The organism is Antarctobacter jejuensis (genome assembly GCF_052266595.1).
Taxonomy (GTDB): Bacteria; Pseudomonadota; Alphaproteobacteria; order Rhodobacterales; family Rhodobacteraceae; genus Antarctobacter; species Antarctobacter jejuensis.
In genome coordinates, this window is sequence record NZ_JBQQXJ010000001.1 from 21,672 (window position 1) to 42,812 (window position 21,141).

A 21,141-nucleotide genomic window follows, 5' to 3' on the forward strand; every position below is an offset into this window, starting at 1 on the left:
AGGGTCGCGCCATGTTGCGCATGACCCAAGACCCGACCGATCCCAGCTTTGTTCAGGACCCCTACCCGTTCTACGACCGGCTGCGCAGCGGCGGTGACCTGGCATTCTGGGAGGATTACGAACTGCCCTGCGCCGTCTCCCACCGGGCGGTCCACGCATTGCTGCGTGACCGGCGTTTCGGGCGCGAAGTTCCCGCCGAACAGGCCCCGCAAATACCCGCGCACCTTGCCCCGTTCTACGCGGTCGAGGCGCATTCCATGTTGGAACTGGAACCGCCAAGGCACACCCGCCTGCGCGGCCTTGTGCTGCGCGCCTTCACCTCGCGCCGGATCAAGGCGCTGGCCCCGGAAATCGCGCAACTTGCCCACAGTTTGATCGATGCCTTTCCCGCCGGGGAAATCGACCTGCTGCCCGCCTTTTGCCAGCCATTGCCGGTAATCGTCATCTGCCGCCTGCTTGGCGTTCCCGAAAGCTATGCCGATCAATTGCTGGTCTGGTCCAATGCCATGGTTGCCATTTATCAGGCGCGGCGCGACCGGCAGATCGAATTGGCCGCCGCCAGTGCGGCGCAGGAATTTTCCGACTTTCTGACCGGCTACATCGAAACGCGCCGCGCGCGCCCGGCGGATGACCTGATCACGCATCTGATCGCCGCCGAGGAGGACGGTGAGAAACTCTCGACCCCCGAGTTGATCACCACCTGCATCCTGCTGCTGAACGCCGGGCATGAGGCCACGGTGCACACGATGGGCAATGGCATCAAGACGCTGCTGGAAACCGGGACGGCGATCTCTGCCGGGAACGCGGAACCGGTGGTCGAGGAGATCCTGCGCTACGATCCGCCGCTGCACATGTTCACCCGCTATGCCTATGAAGAGGCAGAGGTCTTCGGCCACAGGTTCAAGCGCGGCGATCAGGTTGCCCCGCTCCTGGGTGCCGCGAACCGCGATCCGGCGGTCTGGCCCGATCCGGGGAAATTTGACCCCGGACGTCCCGCCGCCAACAACACCAGTTTCGGCGCCGGGCTGCACTTTTGCGTCGGCGCACCGCTGGCGCGTCTGGAATTGCAGATCGCCCTGCCGATCCTGTTTGGACGACTGCCCGGCCTGCGCCTGTCAGAACCGCCGCGCTATGCCAACCTCTACCACTTTCACGGGCTGGAACGGCTGATGGTTCACCAGGGCTGACGCTGACCGCGCTTTGCGGGGCAAGGCGAGTTGGGCTGGCGGCAGCCTTGACCCGCAAAGCGCCCCCTCACAAAGGCAGCGCCGTGGTCGCCTTGATCTCTTCCATCGACAACAGCGCCGTCACGTTGTGCACCTTCACCTCTGAAATCAGCGCCTGATAAAAGGCGTCGTAGGCGCGCGCATTCTTGACCCGCACCTTGAGGATATAATCGATATCGCCCGCCAACCGGTGCGCCTCCTGCACTTCGGGGCGTTCTTTTAAGGCCTTCAGGAACCGCGCCTGCCAGTCCGCCTCGTGCTCTGACGTGCGGATCAGCACAAAGAAACAGGCCTCGAACCCCAGCTTCTCGGCATCAAGAACGACGGTCTGCTGACCCAGTACGCCGCCCTCGCGCAGCTTGCGAATCCGGTTCCAGACCGGGGTCTTCGAAGACCCCACTTTCTTGGCAATCTCGTCCAGTGATTGCCCCGCATCGCGTTGCAGTTCCGCAAGAATTTTCCTGTCTGTCTCGTCGATCTTCACTCTCGTTCTCCCAATCCGGCTTTCATGGAACGAAACCCGCCGTTGCGGCGCACTGTAGAACCAATGTTCTTGTTTTCCCAGCCCCATAGGCAAATGCCGGAACAATTTCCTATATTCCACCCCAAGAAAGCAGGAGACTGACGTGCAGCATTTTCCGATCTTCCTCAATCTCGCCGGGCGGCGGGTGGTGGTTTCCGGCGGCGGGGCGGCGGCGCTGGCCAAGCTGCGCCTGCTGATGAAGACCGAAGCCGCCCTCACCGTCTTTGCCACCAAGCCGGACCGCCAGATCATCACGTGGGCGGCTCAGGGAGCCTTGACCCTAGTGCCGCGCGCTTTTGAGCCGGGCGATGCGCTCTGCGCCGCGCTGTTCTACGGCGCCAATGAGGACGCGGACGAAGACGCCCGCGCCGCAGCGATCGCCCGCGCCGAGGGCGCATTGGTGAACGTGGTCGACAACCTGCAGGATAGCCAGTTCATCACCCCGGCCATCGTCGACCGCGACCCGGTGACCGTCGCCATCGGCACCGAAGGCGCGGCCCCCGTTCTGGCCCGTGCGATCAAGGCGGACCTTGAGGAGCGCCTTCCCGCCTCGCTGGGCACGCTGGCGCGGATCGGCAAGACGTTTCGCAAGATGGCAGAGGCCCTGCCCTTTGGCCGCGCGCGCCGCGATTTCTGGCAGGACTATTACTTCAACGCTGGCCCCCGCGCGATCACCCATGGCGAACAGGCCGTCGAAGAGACGCTGGACAGCCTGCTGGACAACCACCTGTCCCGGCAGAGCCGCCCCGGCCATATCTCCTTTGTCGGCGCGGGCCCCGGCGATCCGGACCTGCTGACGCTGAAGGCCCGCAAGGCGCTGGATGCCGCCGACGTGGTGATCCACGACCGTCTGGTGCCGCAGCCAATCCTTGAACTGGCCCGCCGTGAGGCCACGATGATCGACGTCGGCAAAGAGGGGTTCGGCCCCTCGACCCGGCAAGAGGATATCGACGCGCTGATCGTCAAACACGGGCTGGAGGGTGCGCAGGTCGTGCGCCTGAAAGGTGGCGACTGTACGGTCTTTGGCCGTCTGGACGAAGAGGTCGAGGCCGTACTGGAGGCAGGACTGTCCTATGACATTGTGCCCGGCATCACCGCCGCCTCCGCCGCCGTCGCCAATATCGGGCAATCGCTGACGAAACGCGGGCGCAATGCCTCGGCCCGGCTGCTGACCGGCCACGACATGAAAGGTTTTGCCGATCATGACTGGCGCGCCCTGGCGCAGGGCGGAGAGGTCGCCGCGATCTACATGGGCAAGCGCGCCGCGCATTTCCTGCAGGGTCGCCTGATGATGCACGGCGCCGCGCCGGACACCACCGTGACCGTGGTCGAAAACGCCTCGCGCCCCGATCAGCGCGTGCTTGGCACCACGCTGGACCGTTTGTCCACCGATCTGGCCGAAGCCGATTTCAACGGCCCTGCCCTCATGCTGTATGGCCTCGCCCCGCGCGATGGCCTGCCCGTCACAACCTACCACCAGGAGGCTTACCAATGGCCCGCCAATTCACTCCCAAAGTCGTCACGGCAAACGCCCTCCTCGCTGGCGACGTCGTCTATCTGACCTCCGATGACCGCTGGAGCCCGGACCTGCGCGATGCCGAACTGCTCACCGACGAGGCCCACGCCCAGTTGCGGCTGGTCGAGGCCAGCGCCCGGCATGCAGAGGTCGTCGGCGTCTATCTCGCAGACATGAAGCCGGGCACCAACGGGCCCGAGCCGACCCACTTCCGCGAGGCGTTCCGCCGCAGGGGCCCCTCCAACTATGCGCACGGCAAACAGGCCGATCTCTGATCCTTTCGACTCCCGCAGGAGACGCACAATGTACAGCTACAGTGACTTCGACGCCGCCTTTGTGGCCGAACGCAATCGCCAATTCCGTGCACAGGTGGAACGCCGCATCGCCGGCAACCTGACAGAGGACGAATTCAAGCCGCTGCGCCTGATGAACGGCCTTTACCTGCAACTGCATGCCTACATGCTGCGGGTGGCGATCCCATACGGCACGCTCAACAGCGGCCAGATGCGCCAGTTGGCCTATATCGCCGAGCGCTGGGACAAGGGCTATGGCCATTTCACCACGCGCCAGAACATCCAGTACAACTGGCCCGAACTGCGCGATGTGCCGGACATGCTGGACGCGCTGGCAGAGGTGCAGATGCACGCCATCCAGACCAGCGGCAACACCATCCGCAACGTGACGGCCGACCACTTTGCCGGGGCCGCTGCGGATGAGATCGCCGATCCGCGCCCGGTGGCCGAATTGCTGCGGCAATGGTCCACCGACCACCCGGAATTCCAGTTCCTGCCGCGCAAGTTCAAGATCGCCGTCACCGGCAGCCCGAACGACCGCGCCGTGACCGCCGCGCATGACCTGGCCATCCGCATCGTCGAGAAAGAAGGTGAGATCGGCTATGCGGTGCTGGTGGGCGGCGGCCTTGGCCGGACGCCGATGATCGGCAAGATCATCAACGATTTCGTGCCGCAGGCGGATCTGCTTCCCTATGTCGAGGCCGTGGTGTCTGTCTGGAACCTGCTGGGCCGTCGCGACAACAAGTACAAGGCGCGCATCAAGATCACCGTGCATGAACACGGCATCGACGAAATCCGCCGCCTTGTGGACGCGCGTTTCGCCGAAACCAAGGCCGCCTTCAACGGCGCCGACCTTGCCCTGTTCGAGACGATAAAGGCCCAGTTTGCGGCCCCATCGTTCGCAAAACGCCCGCTTTCGGCCTTTGAACGCGCTTACAACGGCGATCCGGTCTTCCGCTCCTGGGCCGATACCAACCTGTCCGACCATGCCGCGCCGGGCTATGCCATCGCGCAGATCAGCCTCAAGGCGCATGGCGAAACGCCGGGCGACGCCAGCGCCGATCAGATGCGTGTCATGGCGGACATCGCGCAGGAATTCGGTCATGACGAACTGCGCATCAGCCATGAGCAGAACGTCATCCTGCCGCACGTCCACAAGGACGATCTGCCGGAAATCCACGCGCGTCTGAAGGCGCACGGCCTTGCCACCGCCAATATCGGCAAGATCAGCGATATCATCGCCTGCCCCGGCATGGACTACTGCGCGCTTGCCACGGCACGGTCGATCCCGATCGCACAGGAAATCGCCACGCGCTTTGACGAGTTGAAGATCGAGAACGAGATCGGCGACCTGAAGATCAAGATCTCGGGCTGCATCAACGCCTGTGGTCACCACCACGTGGGCCACATCGGCATCCTGGGTCTGGACCGCGCGGGCGTGGAAAACTACCAGATCACGCTGGGCGGCGACCACACCGAAACCGCGGCTCTGGGTGAACGCACCGGCCCCGGCTTTCCGGCGGAGGAAATCGTGCCGGCCATCGAACGGATCGTTGACGCCTATATCGCCAACCGCGACGGAGCAGAGGAAACCTTCCTCCAGACCTATCGCCGTCTTGGCATGGCCCCGTTCAAGGAGGCGCTTTACGGTCCGCAAGAGCGCAAGGCCAATGCCGCGTGATCTGAACGACGCGGAGCTGCGCGCCCGCGTCGACACGCTCAACGCGCGCTACCGGCATCACAGCGCGACCTCCGTTCTGGAAGGCGCGCTGCGCGATCCAGAGGCCGGGGAACTGGCGATGGTGTCGTCCTTCGGGGCGGAGTCTGTGGCGCTGTTGCACCTCGTGGCGATGGTCGACCGCAAGACGCCGGTGCTGTTCATCGACACCCGCCTGCTGTTTGCGGAGACGCTGACCTATCAGCAGGAGGTGGCCGAACGGCTGCGGCTGGAAAACCTGCGGATCATCAAGACCCCGCAGGAGGTGCTGGACCAGCGCGACCCTTACGGCGCGCTGCGCTTTTCGGACACCGACGCCTGCTGCGCCCTGCGCAAGACCGAACCGCTGAACAACGCGCTGGGCGGTTTCGACGGCTGGATCACCGGACGCAAACGCTATCAGTCCGGCACCCGCGCCGCGCTGGAGTTCTTTGAGCTTGAAGACGGCACAGGCCGGATCAAGCTGAACCCGCTGGCCCATTGGACGCCCGAGGACGTGCGCGCCTATATGGAGGAAAACCGCCTGCCCAAGCATCCGCTGGTGGCGCAGGGATACCCTTCGATCGGCTGCATGCCCTGCACGTCAAAGGTGGCGCCGGGCGAAGATCCCCGTTCGGGCCGCTGGCGCGGACAGGACAAGGAAGAATGCGGCATCCATTTCGTGAATGGCCGCCCCGTCAGAAACACCGTCAGAGGTGACGAGACTAAAGGAGAAAAGGCATGAGCATCATCGTGCGCGACGACGGTTTTCACGCCGAGGACTGGAACGGCGAATTCAACGGCCCCGGGGCGCAGGATCTGCCCTCCGACACCGATCCGGCCGACCTTGCGTTTGACGCGGACACGACCATGATCCGCGTCGACTTTCCCAGCTTTGCGGATGGGCGCGGATTCACCCTTGCGCGACTGCTGCGGCTGCGCGGCTACAAGGGCCGCCTGCGCGCCAAGGGCCACGTGATTTCCGATCAATACGCCATGGCGCGCCGCGCCGGGTTCGACGAGGTCGAGATCGACGAGGCCCTGGCCGAACGCCAGCCTCAGGACGAATGGGTCTTCCGCGCCGACTGGCAGGCCCATGATTACCAGGCCCGGATGCGCGGCACCGCCTGAGCATTTCCGGCCCTGGACTGGCGTCGCATCGCATCACTCCCGCGGTGCGGCGCCAAATCGCGTTTTTGCTGACACAGATCAAAGCTAGATATGAGGTGCCGGTTTACCCAACCGGCAAGGATGACATGACAGAGATGACCCCCGTGACCGACGCCACAGCCGCCGAACCCGCCCGCGCCGCCCGCACCCTTGCCGTGCCGGACGCCCAGTCCGTGACCGAGGTGAAGCATTACACCGACCGGCTGTTTTCCTTCCGCTGCACGCGGCCTGCGTCGCTGCGCTTCCGGTCGGGCGAATTCGTGATGATCGGCCTGATGGGCGATCCCGACCCCAAGAACGGCAAGCAGAAACCGCTCCTGCGCGCCTATTCCATCGCCTCTCCGTCCTGGGACGAAGAGCTGGAATTCTACTCGATCAAGGTGCAGGACGGCCCGCTGACCTCGAAACTGCAGCACATCCAGCCGGGCGATCAGATCATCCTGCGGCCCAAGCCGGTCGGAACGCTGGTGCATGACGCCCTTCTGCCAGGCAAGCGGCTGTGGTTCTTTGCCACCGGCACCGGCTTTGCGCCCTTCTCCTCGCTGCTGCGCGAACCGCAGACCTATGAAGATTACGATGAGATCATCATCACCCACACCTGCCGCGAAGTGGGCGAACTGACCTATGGCCGCGACATCATCGAAAGCCTGAAGACCGACGAGTTGCTGGCCGAGGTGATCGGCGAAGGCTTCTGGAAGAAGATCAAGTATTACCCGACCACCACCCGCGAAGAGAGCCCGAAGATGGGCCGCATCACCGACCTGATGCGGTCGGGCGAGGCGTTCGAGGACCTGGATGTGCCGGTGCTGAACAAGGACACAGATCGCGCGATGATCTGCGGCAACCTCGCCTTCAACCTCGAACTCAAAGAGATGCTGGAAGGCTACGGGCTGGAGGAAGGCGCGAACTCCGACCCCAAGCATTACGTGGTGGAAAAAGCGTTCCTCGACTGAGGCACGCGCCACCGGGACATGAAACCGGGACATGAAAAAGCCCCCGCCGGATCGGTGGGGGCTTTGTTTTCAGGGCCTTGTCAGCGCTTTGTTAGCGCTGTGGCGATCACAGACCCAGCGTTTCCTTGAGCTTGTCCAGAACACCTTCGAGCGCGTCGGGGTTGTTCTTGGCCTGCTCCAGCAGCGCCTTGGCGCCGGTCTTGGCGATGGCGTTCAGCTCGGTGCCGTCGATGTATTCCGCGACCTTGTCATAGTCGAACCCGTCTACCGTCAGCAGTTCGGTGATCGACGGCTCGGCCGCCGGGGTCACGGCCGGGTCGGGCGTTGCCGCGGCTTCGGCCGTCGGATCCGGAGCCGTTGTCGGCTCGGGCGTTTCAACGGTGGGCTCGGCGACAACGGTCGGCTCCGCTTCGGGGGTGAGCGCGTCAACGGTCGCGTCCTTCACCTCTTCGGTGATGACCTTGGCATCGTCCACGGCATCCGTGGCGGCGTTCACCGTCGCGTCGACCACATCCGCGCCCGCATCGACGGTGGCGTCCATGGCATCCTTGCCGGTGTCGATGGTCGCGTCGACCACGTCCTTGCCTGCGTCCACGGTCGCATCAACCGCGTCCTTGGCCGTGCCAAGGGTCGTGTCCACCACGTCGCTCACGGCGTCCTTGGCGGTGCCAAGGGTTGCGTCGGCGGCATCCTTCAGCGCGTCTTCGGCAGATTTGGTGCCGTCCACCACGTCCTTGATCGCATCCGTCAGGGCGCCCTCGGCGGCTTCCTTGGTCTTGTCGATGGCCTCGGAGGCATCCTTGACCATATCGTCAGCCGTGTCTTTCAGCGCATCCGCGGTGGTGTCCAGCGCATCGGTCGCGTCCTTGGCGGTGTCGACCGTGGCGTCCACCGCATCCTGCGTGGCGTCCTTGGCCGCATCCTTGACGGCGCTGACCGCCGGCGCCGTTTGTTCCATCGCCTCTTCGGCGGTCTGGCCGGTGTACCAGAGATAGCCGCCAACAGCCGCGGCCACTGCCACGGCGCCAATGATCAGGTTTCGCATCGAAGCCTCCATCGATCCTATTGCGGGTCAAAAAGACTCGCTCCATGTGTTGATCTGACCAAGGCTGTCGCCAGCCACAAGGGGGAAATCGCTGCAGCGCAGCGCACAGGCACGGATTTGCCGCTTGAAAGCTGGTCTGCCCAAGTTTACTTTGCCGAATTGACGGAAAAATGCAAAAGGAGCATTCCAATAGCCCGCAGACCACACAACGCGCCGCCAACGCGCGACACAGGCCCCCGCGTCAATGATCGCATTCGGGCCCCCGAAATCCGGCTTATCGGTGCCGAAGGCGAGAATGTCGGGGTCGTCACACCGGCCCGCGCGATGGAGATGGCTGAACAGGCCGGTCTCGATCTCGTGGAGATCTCTCCCAATGCCGCGCCGCCGGTCTGCAAGATCATGGATTTCGGCAAGTTCAAGTACGAGACCCAGAAACGAGAGGCCGAAGCGCGCAAGAAGCAAAAGATCATCGAAGTCAAAGAGGTGAAATTCCGTCCGAATACGGATACCCACGACTACGAGGTCAAGATGCGCAACGTCTTCAAGTTCCTCGAGAACGGCGACAAGGTGAAAGTCACCCTGCGTTTCCGTGGCCGTGAAATGGCACACCAGAACCTTGGCCGCGAACTGCTGGAGCGGGTCGCCGAAGACGTCAAGGAAATCGGCAAGGTTGAAAACATGCCGAAGATGGAAGGCCGCCAAATGGTCATGATGATCGGCCCCACCGCCAAATAACACAGTCAGGCCCGCCTCTCCGGCGGGCTTTTTCTTTCTCGATCTGCCAGATGGACGGCCGGAATGAGCTGGGACCAGCGGTTTGCGACGGACGATTACGTCTTTGGCACGGCTCCGGCCGCATTCCTGACCGCTCATTCCGGTCTGATCCCTCCGCGCGCCCGCACGTTGTGCGTGGCGGACGGTGAAGGCCGTAACAGCGTCTGGCTGGCCCAACAGGGCTGTGACGTTACCGCCTTTGACGTCTCGCCCAATGCCATCGCCAAGGCGCAGAAACTGGCCGCCAAGGCCGGGGTTGCGCCCCGTTTCGAATGCGCGCCCATCGAAGACTGGGATTGGGACGCCAACGGCTATGACCTTGTTGTTGCCGTCTTCATCCAGTTTCTGTCACCGGCAGAGCGCACAGCTGTCTTTTCCGGGCTGCGCCGGGCCCTTGCCCCCGGCGGGCGGCTGATGCTGCACGGCTATACGCCCAAACAGGTGGACTATGGCACCGGCGGCCCCGGCAATCCCGATTTCATGTATACGTCCCGGCTGTTGCGTGACAGTTTCCCGGACCTGACCTTCCTGCGGCTCGACAGCTATGAAAAGCACCTGTCCGAAGGCACCGGGCACGAAGGGCGCTCTGCCCTGATCGACCTGATCGCAGACGCCCCACGCTGACACCAATCCGGGTTTTCGCCGGCCTCAGGCCTCGCGCAGACGCCCCCGCGCCGGAATTTCCTTGAGCAAGCCGCCGACACCCATCGCGGCGATGTCCTGCGGTGTCACCGGCACGCCGCACAGCAGCCGCTCCAGCACCCAATCCGCCCCATTGAGGGCGGGCGCACGCGCGCAACCCGGCAGCCCGATCACCGGACGCCCCTGCAAGTCACCGAAAAACAACAGGTTTCCGGGGTCCACCGGCATCCCGAAATGGATCACCGTGCCGCCCGCCTCGCGTAGGGCCTGCGGGGCCACGTCATGCAGATCAGAGGTGGCAGAGCCGGTCAGGATCAGGATGGCATCGGCGTCCGTGGCGGCAATCGCCTCTGCCAGCGGATCGATGCGGTGCGGCACCACCTGCTGCGGGCCGATCTCAACGCCCAACCGGTCCAGCCTCTCCTTGGTGACCGCCTGCCCCTTGTCGCCGCTTTCGCCGCCGTCCACAGAGGTCTGGATCAATTGCGCGGTCCGGCAGACCACCGGGCGCAACCGCAAGGCGCCCTGCCCGGCCAGACAGGCCGCCTCCAGTGCGGCCTCCGGCACGGCGTAGGAGATGATCTTGACCGTCGCCACCATGCCACCCGCGCCGACCCGCTGCCATTGCGGCACCGTCGCCACCGTGATCATCGGGTGTAGCGCGTTCAGCGCATGGATGCGCTCGGCCAGCACCTCGACAACGCCGGGCGCTTCGGCGTGCAGGTTGACGCGTCCTGTGGAGGCCTTGCCAATCCGCAGTCCTGCGCGCGCCGGGTCCGGCACCAGGGCCTGCGCCAGCCTTGCGGCCGCCGCGTCCTCGCCCATGTCGCCGGGTTCCATGCGGGCCACGATGATCTCTACCCGGCCAGTGCCACGCAGCACCGCGATATCCTCTGCCGACAGAACCCGGCCCTTGCGCAACCGTCCCTTTTCCAGCGCGACCGAATGGGCCAGCACCGCGCCTTCGGCCTGATCCAGCGGGACCGGACCGAATTTCATGCCCCCGGCCCCTTGCGCAGCACCTGCGTCATCTCGGCGATGATCGAAACGGCGATCTCGGCGGGGCTGGCCGCGCCGATGTCCAGACCGATGGGGCCGTGGATCTGCGCAATCTCGGCTTCGGTGAACCCGGCCTCCGTCAGCCGCGCGACGCGCTTGGCATGGGTGCGGGTCGACCCCAGCGCGCCGATATAGAAACAGCCCGCGCGCAACGCGCGGTCCAGCGCCGGATCGTCCAGCTTGGGATCATGGGTCAGCAGCACCAGCGCGGTGCGCGAATCCAGCCCCAGCGCATCGACGGCCTCATCCGGCCAGTCGTTCAGGATGCGCTCTCCGGGAAACCGCGCCTCAGAGCCAAAGGTCTCGCGCGGGTCGATGATGGCAGGATCATAGCCCGCGATCCGCGCCATCGGGATCAGCGCCTGCGCGATATGCACGGCCCCCACCACGATCAACCGCAGCGGCGGGTTGTGGATGTTCACAAAGACCCGGCTGTCCGGCTCGAACCCCGAGCGATCCATGCGGAACCGGTCCTCGAATCCGGAACGGTCCAGCCAGCGGTCGCTGCGGTCCAGATCCACCACATAAGCCACCGGTTCACGGGCCGCCCGCGCCGCCACCAGATCCTCCAGCAACTGTTCGGGCATCACGCTGCCCACGGGTTCGACCAGCACGCGGATCGTCCCGCCACAGGCCAGCCCGACGGCAAAGGCATCCTGATCGGACACCCCGAATTCCAGCTCGCGCTTTTCGCCCGTCTCCAGCGCCTCCAGCGCCTCGACGATCACCGCGCCCTCGACGCAGCCGCCGGACACGGAGCCTTCGATCATGCCGGTGCCGGAAATCGCCAGCTGGCTGCCGACGCGGCGCGGGGCGGACCCCCATGTCTGCACCACCGTGGCCAGCGCGGCCCCCTGGCCGTCACGGTGCCACTCCAGCGCCTTTTCGGGAATCGCGTCCACCGTATCCATATCTGCCTCTCCCCCTGTGCTTGGCCCGATGTGTACCATGTAGGAAGGCCATGTCGCCCCCTTCAATGGTCGGGGGATCAGCCCCGGATTTCAGGCGCGGCGCGTGACGTCATGCCCGTAGAGCCAGTCGAACTGGCGCAGCATCGCACCCGGCGCCATGCGCCCGATCACACCCAGCCCCAAATGCGCCACCCCGCGCACCAGCGGATTGCGGATGTGATACTTGCGCGCATTGCCATTGGCCGCCTCGATCACACGCTCGACGCGCGCATGGCGCCGTTGCTGATAGACCGCAAGGCCAGAGGCCAGATCCGCCCCCGAGGCCAGCGCATCCGCCAGCACCCAGGCATCCTCGAAGGCCATGTTCGCCCCCTGCGCCAGAAACGGCAGCGTCGGGTGCGCGGCATCGCCCAGCAGCACCACGCCCTCACCATGCCAGTGGCGCGCGACCGGATGGCGGAACAGTCCCCACAGCCCCGGATGGGCCACCTTGGACAGCAGGGCCGGAACATCGCCACCGAACCCGGCAAAGGCGGTGCGCAGGTTGCCCGCGTCATCGGTCTGGCTCCAGCCTTCCTCGACCCAGTCGCGCCGCTCCTCGACCGCAACGATGTTCACCAGCGTACCATCGCGCATCGGATAGCTGACCAAATGCTTGCCCGGCCCCATATGGACCCGCGCCTCTGGCGGATGGTCGACCGTATTGGGCACCACCGCCCGCCATGCCACCTGCCCGGTAAAAAACGGATCGGCCACGCCGTTCAGCGCCGGGCGCAGGACCGAATGCAGCCCGTCCGCGCCGACCACCAGATCAGCGCTGCTGGCGTCGCCGTTGCAGAATTCGATCCCCACCGGCGCGCCGGGCGTGATCACGCGCACCTTTTGCAAGAGCCGCACCTGCACGCCGCGCGCGCGCGCCTCCGTGGCCAGCAGGTCGATCAGGTCGGCGCGATGCACAAACCGATAGGACTGCGCCTCGGGCAATTTCGTCAGGTCCAGCCGCGTCACCTCTCCACCGCGGAAATCCCGCAGCGACACCGCCTGCCCCCGCACCGACCGGGCGCGAAAGGCATCGCCAAGGCCCAAAGCCTCCAGCACGCGCAGCCCGTTGGGGCTGACCTGAATGCCCGCGCCAACCTCGTGGATCGCCTCGGCCTGTTCGAGGATGCGCACCGTCACCCCATGCCCCCGCAGCGCAAGCGCTGCAGCCAGCCCGCCGATCCCGGCGCCGATGACGGTGACCTTCAACCCTGTCAGATCCATGTGGTCCCCTTCGCAAACGACAAACGCCGAGGCAAGACCCCGGCGTTTCTCATTCGCATATGCAGTCTGACGACTCAGTCGTCGCGATGCACCTTTTCACGGCGCTCATGACGTTCCTGCGCCTCAAGGCTCATGGTTGCGATCGGGCGCGCGTCCAGCCGTTTCAGGCTGATCGGTTCGCCGGTCACATCGCAATAGCCGTATTCGCCTTCGTCGATGCGGCGCAGCGCCTGATCGATCTTGCTGACCAGTTTGCGCTGGCGATCGCGCGTACGCAATTCAAGTGCGCGATCCGTCTCTTCGCTTGCGCGGTCGTTCACGTCGGGGATGTTCCGCGTGCCTTCCTGCAGCGTTTCGATGGTATCGCGACTGTCGGAAAGCAGCTCTGCCTTCCAGTTCAGAAGTTTGCGACGGAAATATTCAAGTTGCCGTTCGTTCATGAACGGTTCGTCTTCGGCCGGACGGTAATCATCGGGCAGAAAGGTCTCAGGTTTCATATCCGCTCCCTCATCAACACCAGTATCCGTCATTTCAAATTTCCTCAGATATCTGGCACCCCTGCGGCGAGGCATTAAACCAAGAGGCGACCGTTGTCACGTCACATTAGCGACTTTCGTCGGGTGTTTTAGGACGGCCATGTGGCGGTTTCGTGGCGTGGTTGCAACGCTCTTTTACGTTCGCGCGTGGGCTCTGCGGGTTGATCGGGGATGTTGGCGCAAACATTCCATGGACCATTGCGGGGCTCATCCGGCGACGTGTTAACCACAAGGAATCACCCTGCCGGTCGCACCGTCCCCCGCCCGGATCAATTCGCCCGTTCCCAGCGGTTCATCTGCTCCGTCCACATCCGCCGCGACCCTTGCAACCCCCTTCGCAGCGTCTTACCCCTTGGCCGTCACCGGACCAGAGTCAGAGGAAGACCCGCATGCGTTTTGACGGAACCGAGGATTACATTTCGACCGACGACCTGACCATGGCGGTCAATGCGGCGGTGACGCTGGAACGCCCCCTTCTGGTCAAGGGAGAGCCCGGCACCGGCAAAACGGAACTGGCGCGGCAGGTGGCCAAGGCGCTGGATCTGCCGATGATGGAATGGTCGGTCAAATCAACCACCAAGGCGCAGCAGGGTCTATATGAATATGACGCCGTCAGCCGGTTGCGGGACAGCCAGCTGGGCGATGAGCGCGTCAACGATGTCCGGAACTACATCCGCAAGGGCAAGCTGTGGCAGGCCTTCGAGGCGTCCGGCAAGGTCGTCCTCTTGATCGACGAGATCGACAAGGCCGACATCGAGTTCCCCAACGACCTGTTGCAGGAACTCGACAAGATGGAGTTCCACGTCTACGAAACCGGCGAGACGATCCGTGCCACGCATCGCCCCATCGTCATCATCACCTCGAACAACGAAAAGGAACTGCCGGACGCCTTCCTGCGCCGCTGCTTCTTTCACTATATCAAGTTCCCCGACACCGAGACGCTGCGCAAAATCGTCGAGGTTCACCATCCGGGCATCAAACCCGCGCTGCTGACCACCGCGCTGACCCAGTTCTATGAATTGCGCGAACAGCCGGGGCTGAAGAAAAAGCCCTCCACCTCCGAGGTGCTGGACTGGCTGAAGCTCTTGCTGGCCGAGGATCTGGACGCCGAGGATCTGAAACGCGAGGGGTCCAGCGCCCTGCCCAAGCTGCATGGCGCACTGCTGAAGAACGAACAGGACGTGCATCTGTTCGAACGGCTCGCCTTCATGGCGCGGCGCGGTCAGCGCTAAGGCACTCTCTTTAGCCGCCGGGGACGCGAACCGCCGCGACCCGCATATTCCGGCCCGCATCCTTTCTCCGATGCGGGCCTTCGCAACTTGATAGACCGGGCCTGCATGGCGATGTCGGCCCTTGTCCCGATCCGCCCCCGTGGTCTGTCCCGTGACAGCGAAAGGCACTGCCGTGTTCCAGATCCTCACCCATGACATTTTGCCGGTCTTTTCCATGCTGGCGCTCGGCTTCCTTTTGGGTCGCGTAGGCAAGATCAGCCGCGAAGAGGCTGGTGCCGTCAATCGCGTCGCCTTTCTGATCCTGCAACCGGCGCTGATCTTTCCGCTGATCGCCGCGCTCGACTGGTCCGCATTTCGCGTGGATGCGCTGGCCGGGTACGCCGTCGCGCAGATTGTGCTGTTTGCCGTGACCTATGCGCTCTGCCGTCATGTCTTTGGCCGCGACACGCTGGAATCCTGGCTGCTGGCGATGGCGACGATCTTCGTCAACACGCTGCTATATATCTGGCCGATCTCCTATCTGATCTACGGAGAGGCCGCCGCCCTGCCCGTCACCGCCATCGTGGCCTGGGATTCGGCGGTCAGTTTCGCCTTTTTCATCATCACGACGGATCTGATGGCCAACCGGGGCAAGGGGGTTGGCAGCGCGATGCAGCGGATCACAGGCAACCCGGTGCTGATCGCCATCGCGCTGGGCCTTGTGGTCAACCTGATCGGGTTGACGGTCCCGGCCCCGCTGCTGACGGCGATGGACTTTGCCGGCAGCGGTGCCGCCCCCCTGACGCTCTTTGCGCTGGGGGTCATCCTGTCGGGCCACGCGCTGACGCCGACGCCGCTGATCGTCAGCGTCTCCGCGCTCAAGCTGCTGGTCTTCCCAGCACTTGTGGCGGCCGCGGTCTGGATGATCGCCCCGCCGGACACATGGCAAACGCTCTTTGTGCTGACGGCGGCGGGCCCGTCCGGGGCCATGGCCTTTGCGCTGGCGCTGCTCTACGGCGTGCGCACAGATGCCATCGCGCCGGTCATCATCTGGACCTGCCTGCTGTCGCTGATTTCGCTGGCCTGGCTCGCCTGACCTGCCCGAATTTCGACACGCTTGGCCTGCCGAAACCGGGTCCGGATCGCCTGACCGTGGCACGGAAGACTCACCCGGAGCGGGCAAAACCCTGAAAACATTAACGTCCCATTACGATTTCCCGTAATCGGGAAAAAATTATCCACAAGCTGTTTCCACTCCGGACACAAACCCTGCTTTTGCCCTATAGTGACCGCACAGAGGACAGAAAATCCCGGGATGCTCGGACATCCAAGAGGACAATAAAGCAGGCAGGCTTCGGACCGTGTCCCAGACAAACCTTGTAACGGTGCGCCCGATCCGCGCCGCAGATGAACCCGCGTGGCGCGCCCTGTGGACGGCTTACCTTGCCTTCTACGAAAGCGCCGTCAGCGAAGAGGTCTACGCCTCCACCTTCGCCCGGCTTCTGGGCGACGATCCGCGCGATTTCAACGCCTTGATCGCCGAACAGGACGGCCAGCCGGTCGGCCTCACCCACTATCTCTTTCACCGCCACGCCTGGAAGGTCGAAGAGGTCTGCTACCTGCAGGACCTTTATGCCGCGCCGCAGGTCCGTGGACAGGGTGTGGGCCGCGCCCTGATCGAGGCGGTCTATGCCCGCGCGGACGCCCACGGCGCCCCCACGGTCTATTGGCTGACCCAAGAGTTCAATGCCACCGCGCGTCACCTGTATGACCGCATCGGCACAGTTACCCCGTTTATCAAGTACCAGAGGTCGTAATGCGTCGGACCCGTCGTTTCATCTTGCCACTCTACCTGCTTCTTGGCGCCTGCATGCCGGTCTCTCCGACCGACACCGCCGCCACCCGCGCAGCCCCGCTGCAAACCTCGTCAGCCTTGCCACCGATGAAAAGCTTTGCCGTGCCGCGCCCTGTGGCGCCGGTCACGTCGAACACCGATCTGGCCCGCGATTTCCTTGACCTCAGCTTTACGCTGGAATCCGGCCGCCCGCTGAAAACCTTCACCCGCTTCGAAGGGCCGATCAGCGTGCGCGTCACCGGTGCACCGCCGTCCTCGCTGGCCCCGGATCTGCGGCGCCTGCTGCATCGCCTGCGTACAGAGGCAGGCGTCAACATCGCCCTGACAGATGGCCCCGCCGCCAACATCACCGTTCAGGCCGTCAGCCGCGCCGAGATCCGCAAGGCGCTGCCGCAGGCCGCCTGTTTCGTGGTCCCCAATGTTTCGTCGCTCAGCGAATACCGCAGCAAGCGCCGCTCGCGCGAGGTCAGCTGGTCCAACCTGAAAACGCGTGAGAAACTGGCGATCTTCCTGCCCAACGACAGCTCTCCGCAGGAAATGCGCGACTGCCTGCACGAGGAACTGGCTCAGGCGATCGGACCGCTGAACGATCTCTACCGCCTGCCCGACAGCGTCTTTAACGATGACAACGTGCACACGGTTCTGACCGGTTTCGACATGACCGTTCTGCGCACCTATTACGATCCGGCGCTGCGCAACGGCATGACCCGCGCGCAGGTGGCCGACCGCCTGCCCGGCATCCTTGCCCGCGTGAACCCGCGCGGTCAGGGCATCGCGCCCAGCCGCCTGCCCCGCACGCCCCGCGTCTGGGTGGACGCGGTCCAGACCGCGCTTGGCCCCGGCGCCAATCCCGCGCAACGCCGTGCCGCCGCGGTCGAGGCGCTCAAGGTCGCCTCTGCCATGGGCTGGACCGATCACCGCCGCGCCTTTTCGCATTACGCGATGGGACGCCTGTTGCAGGCCACCGATCCGCAGGGCGCGCTGGACCAGTTCGTGCTGGCGCAACGCTACTTTGGCGGCCGCGCCGACACCGCCCTGCACCGCGCCTATGTGGCCTCGCAGCTGGCCGCCTATTCGATCAGCGCCGGCAATGCCGAAGAGGCGCTCTATATCATCACGCCCCATATCGACACCGCCGCCCGGCATGAGAACGCCGCCCTTCTGGCGACGCTTCTGATGCTGCGGGCCGAGGCGCTGGAACTGTCCGGGCGCGTCACCGAAGGCCGGGACGTCCGTCTGGACTCCCTTGGGTGGGCAAGATACGGGTTCGGCTCGGAATGGGCCGTCCGCGCGAAATTGCGCGAGATCGGATCGCTCAACCCCGTGAGACAGAGGCAGGGATCGCTATGATCGTCATTCTGGGGGCGCTTCTTGGCGCCGCAATCGGCGGCACCACCGCCAAACGCCGCAAAGGCAACTGGGCCGACATCGCGCAGTACATGGTCATCTATGCCATTGCCTTTGCGCTCTTGGGTCTTGTGGTGACCATCGCGCTGGAAAAAGCGCTGGCCTGAGCCTCGTCGCGCCTGTGACCTCGCGGGTTAGAGGGGGCGCTGCCCCCGTCCCTGCGGGACTCCCCCGGCGGTATTTTCAAAGAGAAGAAGCCGAAAGGCCCGCGCCCGGTTTGTCGCCCGGGGGTCTTTCGCTTGGACGATGAATCAGGCTAGCGTCGCGCCATGTTCGTTCCCTTTTTCGAGACCCTGCGGAAATCCGGCGTCCCGGTCACCCTGCGCGAGTACCTGACCTTTCTCGAAGGTCTGCGCGCCGGGCTGGCCACCTATGACGTCGAGGCCTTCTACTTTCTGGCGCGCAGCGCCATGGTCAAGGATGAGCGCCATCTGGACCGTTTCGACCGCGCCTTTGCCAGTGCCTTCAAGGGGCTTGAGGCGATCACCGCCGAAGAGGTCTTTGACGCGATCAACCTGCCCGCCGACTGGCTGCGCAAACAGGCCGAGAAACACCTGACCGAAGAGGAACGCGCCCAGATCGAGGCGCTGGGCGGCTTCGACAAGCTGATGGAGACGCTCAAGGAGCGGCTCAAGGAACAGCAGGGCCGCCATCAGGGCGGCAACAAGTGGATCGGCACCGCCGGGACCTCGCCCTTTGGCGCCTATGGATACAATCCCGAAGGGGTGCGCATCGGTCAGGACGAAAGCCGCCACAAGCGCGCGGTCAAGGTCTGGGACAAGCGCGAATTCCGCAATCTGGATGACAGCGTCGAACTGGGCACCCGCAACATCAAGGTCGCGCTGAAACGGCTGCGCCGCTGGGTGCGGGACGGCGCCGAGGATCAGCTGGATCTGAACGGCACCATCCGCGCCACCGCCGAACATGGCTATCTGGACGTGCAGATGCGCCCCGAACGGCGCAACGCCATCAAGGTGCTGCTGTTTCTGGATGTGGGCGGCTCGATGGATCCCTTCATCAAGCTGGTGGAGGAACTGTTTTCCGCCGCGCGCGCCGAGTTCAAGCATCTGGAGCATTACTACTTCCACAACTGCCTTTACGAAGGCGTCTGGAAGGACAATGGGCGCCGGTGGGATCAGCAGACCCCGACATGGGAGGTGCTGAACACCTACGGCTCTGACTACAAGTGCATCTTTGTCGGCGACGCCTCCATGTCGCCCTATGAGGTCGCCTATCCGGGCGGCGCGAACGAGCATTGGAACGCCGAGGCCGGACAGGTCTGGCTGCAGCGCGCGCGGGATCAATGGCACGAACACCTCTGGATCAACCCGGTGCCGGAACGCCATTGGCAGTACACCCAGAGCATTGGCATGATCCAGGAGATCTTTGAGGATCGCATGGTGCCGATGACGCTCGAAGGGATCGACCGGGGCATGCGCCTTCTGGGCTGAAGGCGCGGTCACGGGCGGCGATTGGTAAAGGCGTGGTAAATTCGCGCCTGTAACCCCTTGATTCTGCATTCCCCCTAAGCTGTCCACGCGTGGACACCCCTTGCTGCGCGGGCCTCGGAGGGCCCGAAAACGACGCCCCGAAGGGTCGCAAAAAAGCGCGCCCGGCCCTGCCCGGGGCGGCAGGCTGGGTCACATGAGATGACCGGAGACGAGCGCCCCGATGGACACCCATTACCGCGACACCCGCAAGATCGACCCGACCCGCGGCGCCCTGACCGGCGACAACACCCCCAACGACATGGACCGGATCGAGATCGGCCCAACCCGGCTCGCGCTTGATGAATGGGCGGCGGCGGGGCTGGAGCTGCCGGACCTGCAGGCGATGCGGCGCTATCGCTGGCGGCGGCTGGTGGACCACATCGTCGAGCGGGACTACGCCGGGCTCCTGGTCTTTGACCCGCTCAACATCCGCTACGCCACCGACTCGACCAACATGCAGCTGTGGAACACCCACAACCCCTTTCGCGCCGTGCTGGTCTGCGCCGATGGCCACATGGTGATCTGGGACTACAAGAACGCGCCGTTCCTGTCGTCCTTCAACCCGCTGGTGCGCGAGGCGCGGTCGGGCGCGGACCTGTTCTATTTCGACCGGGGCGACAAGATCGACGTGGCGGCGGATGTCTTTTCCAACGAGGTGCGCGGGCTGCTGGAGGAACACGCGCCCGGCAACACCCGCCTGGCGGTGGACAAGCCCATGCTGCACGGGTTGCGCGCGCTGGAGGCGCAGGGGCTGACCGTGATGCCGGGTGAAGAACTGACCGAGAAGGCGCGGTCCATCAAGGGGGCGGACGAGATCAAGGCCATGCGCTGCGCGGTCCACGCCTGCGAGGCGACCATGTACGAGATGGAAGATTTTGCCCGCCGCACCGTACCTTTGGGCGCGACCTCTGAGGATGATGTCTGGGCCGAATTGCATGCCGGGAACATCCGCCGCGGCGGTGAGTGGATCGAAACGCGTCTGTTGACCTCTGGCCCGCGCACCAACCCGTGGTTCCAGGAATGCGGGCCGCGTATCATTCAGAACAACGAGATCCTTGCCTTCGACACCGATCTGGTGGGCAGCTATGGCATCTGCGTGGATATTTCCCGCACCTGGTGGATCGGGGATCAGGCGCCGCGCCCGGACATGATCGACGCCATGAAACACGGGGTCGAGCACATCATGTCCAACATGGAGATGCTGCGTCCCGGGGTGACCATTCCGGAGCTCTCGCGCAACACTCATGTGCTGCGGCCCGAGTTTCAGAAGCTGAAATATGGCTGCCTGATGCATGGCGTGGGGCTGTGCGATGAATGGCCTCTGGTGGCCTACCCGGACAAGATGGTCGATGGGGCGTTTGACTATGAATTGAAGCCGGGGATGACGCTCTGTGTCGAGGTTCTGGTCTCTCCCGAGGGGGGCGATTTTTCGATCAAGCTGGAGGAGCAGGTTTTGATCACCGAGACCGGGTTCGAGAACCTGATTTCCTACCCGTTTGACCCCCGGTTGATGGGGGAGTGAAAGGGGGTGTCCACGCGTGGACACGACGTTGACGCAACGACATCAATGG

The 21,141-nt window shown here is 64.3% G+C and carries 22 protein-coding genes; 16 read left to right on the top strand and 6 right to left on the bottom strand.

The genetic code is table 11. From position 1 onward, the window contains the following. The first annotated feature begins 11 nt into the window (after positions 1-11). Entirely contained in the window at positions 12-1,187 is a 1,176-nt protein-coding gene (locus ACTXGA_RS00115) for a cytochrome P450 (RefSeq protein ID WP_443391570.1), read from the top strand. A 67-nt stretch (positions 1,188-1,254) separates the two neighbouring features. Here ACTXGA_RS00115 and ACTXGA_RS00120 read toward each other — a convergent pair whose 3' ends face one another. Then, positions 1,255-1,710, bottom strand: a complete 456-nt coding sequence (locus ACTXGA_RS00120; protein ID WP_443391056.1) for an Lrp/AsnC family transcriptional regulator — start codon at positions 1,708-1,710, stop codon at positions 1,255-1,257. Positions 1,711-1,852: 142 nt separating this feature from the next. Here ACTXGA_RS00120 and cysG point away from each other — a divergent pair, with 142 nt between their 5' ends. From cysG to ACTXGA_RS00150, 6 genes are all read left to right on the top strand, one after another. Beyond that, complete coding sequence (gene cysG / locus ACTXGA_RS00125) at positions 1,853-3,310, top strand: siroheme synthase CysG (protein WP_443391057.1); 1,458 nt, start codon at positions 1,853-1,855, stop codon at positions 3,308-3,310. After that, positions 3,241-3,540, top strand: a complete 300-nt coding sequence (locus tag ACTXGA_RS00130) for a DUF2849 domain-containing protein (RefSeq protein WP_443391058.1) — start codon at positions 3,241-3,243, stop codon at positions 3,538-3,540. Before cysG ends, ACTXGA_RS00130 begins: the two co-directional genes overlap by 70 nt. Positions 3,541-3,568: 28 nt before the next feature. Beyond that, positions 3,569-5,239, top strand: a complete 1,671-nt coding sequence (locus ACTXGA_RS00135; RefSeq protein WP_443391059.1) for a nitrite/sulfite reductase — start codon at positions 3,569-3,571, stop codon at positions 5,237-5,239. Beyond that, on the top strand, positions 5,229-5,999 hold the full coding sequence (locus tag ACTXGA_RS00140) for a phosphoadenylyl-sulfate reductase (RefSeq protein WP_443391060.1): 771 nt from the start codon (positions 5,229-5,231) through the stop codon (positions 5,997-5,999). Before ACTXGA_RS00135 ends, ACTXGA_RS00140 begins: the two co-directional genes overlap by 11 nt. Beyond that, a complete protein-coding gene (locus tag ACTXGA_RS00145) occupies positions 5,996-6,385 on the top strand; it encodes a DUF934 domain-containing protein (RefSeq protein ID WP_443391061.1) in 390 nt (129 codons plus the stop codon). The genes ACTXGA_RS00140 and ACTXGA_RS00145 overlap by 4 nt, the downstream gene beginning before the upstream one ends. 125 nt (positions 6,386-6,510) lie before the next feature. Next, entirely contained in the window at positions 6,511-7,377 is an 867-nt protein-coding gene (locus ACTXGA_RS00150; protein ID WP_443391062.1) for a ferredoxin--NADP reductase, read from the top strand. A 106-nt stretch (positions 7,378-7,483) separates the two neighbouring features. Here the strand turns inward: ACTXGA_RS00150 and ACTXGA_RS00155 are convergent, their stop codons facing one another. Beyond that, positions 7,484-8,422: a hypothetical protein gene (locus tag ACTXGA_RS00155; RefSeq protein ID WP_443391584.1), complete on the bottom strand. Its 939-nt coding sequence runs from the start codon at positions 8,420-8,422 to the stop codon at positions 7,484-7,486. A 159-nt stretch (positions 8,423-8,581) separates the two neighbouring features. Between ACTXGA_RS00155 and infC the strand changes: the two genes are divergently transcribed. Together infC and ACTXGA_RS00165 are read left to right on the top strand one after the other, a co-directional pair. Next, positions 8,582-9,157, top strand: a complete 576-nt coding sequence (infC, locus tag ACTXGA_RS00160) for a translation initiation factor IF-3 (RefSeq protein ID WP_443391571.1) — start codon at positions 8,582-8,584, stop codon at positions 9,155-9,157. A gap of 63 nt (positions 9,158-9,220) precedes the next feature. Next, the gene (locus ACTXGA_RS00165; RefSeq protein ID WP_443391063.1) at positions 9,221-9,820 is read left to right on the top strand and encodes an SAM-dependent methyltransferase; all 600 of its coding nucleotides are present in this window, start codon (positions 9,221-9,223) and stop codon (positions 9,818-9,820) included. Positions 9,821-9,844: 24 nt separating this feature from the next. On the opposite strand, the gene ACTXGA_RS00170 is transcribed toward ACTXGA_RS00165, so the two are convergent. The 4 genes from ACTXGA_RS00170 to dksA form a co-directional block, all read right to left on the bottom strand. Then, positions 9,845-10,837 (bottom strand): molybdopterin-binding protein, encoded by a 993-nt coding sequence (locus ACTXGA_RS00170; protein WP_443391064.1) that lies wholly within the window; start codon positions 10,835-10,837, stop codon positions 9,845-9,847. After that, positions 10,834-11,808 (bottom strand): XdhC family protein, encoded by a 975-nt coding sequence (locus tag ACTXGA_RS00175; RefSeq protein WP_443391065.1) that lies wholly within the window; start codon positions 11,806-11,808, stop codon positions 10,834-10,836. Before ACTXGA_RS00175 ends, ACTXGA_RS00170 begins: the two co-directional genes overlap by 4 nt. A gap of 90 nt (positions 11,809-11,898) precedes the next feature. Continuing rightward, positions 11,899-13,071, bottom strand: coding sequence for an FAD-dependent monooxygenase (locus ACTXGA_RS00180; protein WP_443391066.1), 1,173 nt, complete (start codon positions 13,069-13,071; stop codon positions 11,899-11,901). A gap of 74 nt (positions 13,072-13,145) precedes the next feature. Further along, complete coding sequence (gene dksA, locus ACTXGA_RS00185; RefSeq protein ID WP_443391067.1) at positions 13,146-13,568, bottom strand: RNA polymerase-binding protein DksA; 423 nt, start codon at positions 13,566-13,568, stop codon at positions 13,146-13,148. A gap of 428 nt (positions 13,569-13,996) precedes the next feature. Here dksA and ACTXGA_RS00190 point away from each other — a divergent pair, with 428 nt between their 5' ends. The 7 genes from ACTXGA_RS00190 to dddP all read left to right on the top strand — a co-directional run bounded on the left by ACTXGA_RS00190 (position 13,997) and on the right by dddP (position 21,092). Then, the gene (locus ACTXGA_RS00190) at positions 13,997-14,839 is read left to right on the top strand and encodes an AAA family ATPase (RefSeq protein WP_443391068.1); all 843 of its coding nucleotides are present in this window, start codon (positions 13,997-13,999) and stop codon (positions 14,837-14,839) included. Between the two features lie 172 nt (positions 14,840-15,011). After that, a complete protein-coding gene (locus ACTXGA_RS00195; RefSeq protein ID WP_443391069.1) occupies positions 15,012-15,914 on the top strand; it encodes an AEC family transporter in 903 nt (300 codons plus the stop codon). 265 nt (positions 15,915-16,179) lie between these two features. After that, on the top strand, positions 16,180-16,635 hold the full coding sequence (locus ACTXGA_RS00200; protein WP_443391070.1) for a GNAT family N-acetyltransferase: 456 nt from the start codon (positions 16,180-16,182) through the stop codon (positions 16,633-16,635). Next, positions 16,635-18,023, top strand: a complete 1,389-nt coding sequence (locus tag ACTXGA_RS00205; protein WP_443391071.1) for a DUF2927 domain-containing protein — start codon at positions 16,635-16,637, stop codon at positions 18,021-18,023. The genes ACTXGA_RS00200 and ACTXGA_RS00205 overlap by 1 nt, the downstream gene beginning before the upstream one ends. Further along, the gene (locus ACTXGA_RS00210) at positions 18,020-18,187 is read left to right on the top strand and encodes an apolipoprotein acyltransferase (RefSeq protein ID WP_443391072.1); all 168 of its coding nucleotides are present in this window, start codon (positions 18,020-18,022) and stop codon (positions 18,185-18,187) included. Before ACTXGA_RS00205 ends, ACTXGA_RS00210 begins: the two co-directional genes overlap by 4 nt. 162 nt (positions 18,188-18,349) lie before the next feature. Next, positions 18,350-19,531, top strand: a complete 1,182-nt coding sequence (locus ACTXGA_RS00215; protein ID WP_443391073.1) for a vWA domain-containing protein — start codon at positions 18,350-18,352, stop codon at positions 19,529-19,531. 220 nt (positions 19,532-19,751) lie between these two features. Beyond that, complete coding sequence (dddP, locus tag ACTXGA_RS00220; protein ID WP_443391074.1) at positions 19,752-21,092, top strand: dimethylsulfonioproprionate lyase DddP; 1,341 nt, start codon at positions 19,752-19,754, stop codon at positions 21,090-21,092. Positions 21,093-21,141 lie beyond the last annotated feature (49 nt).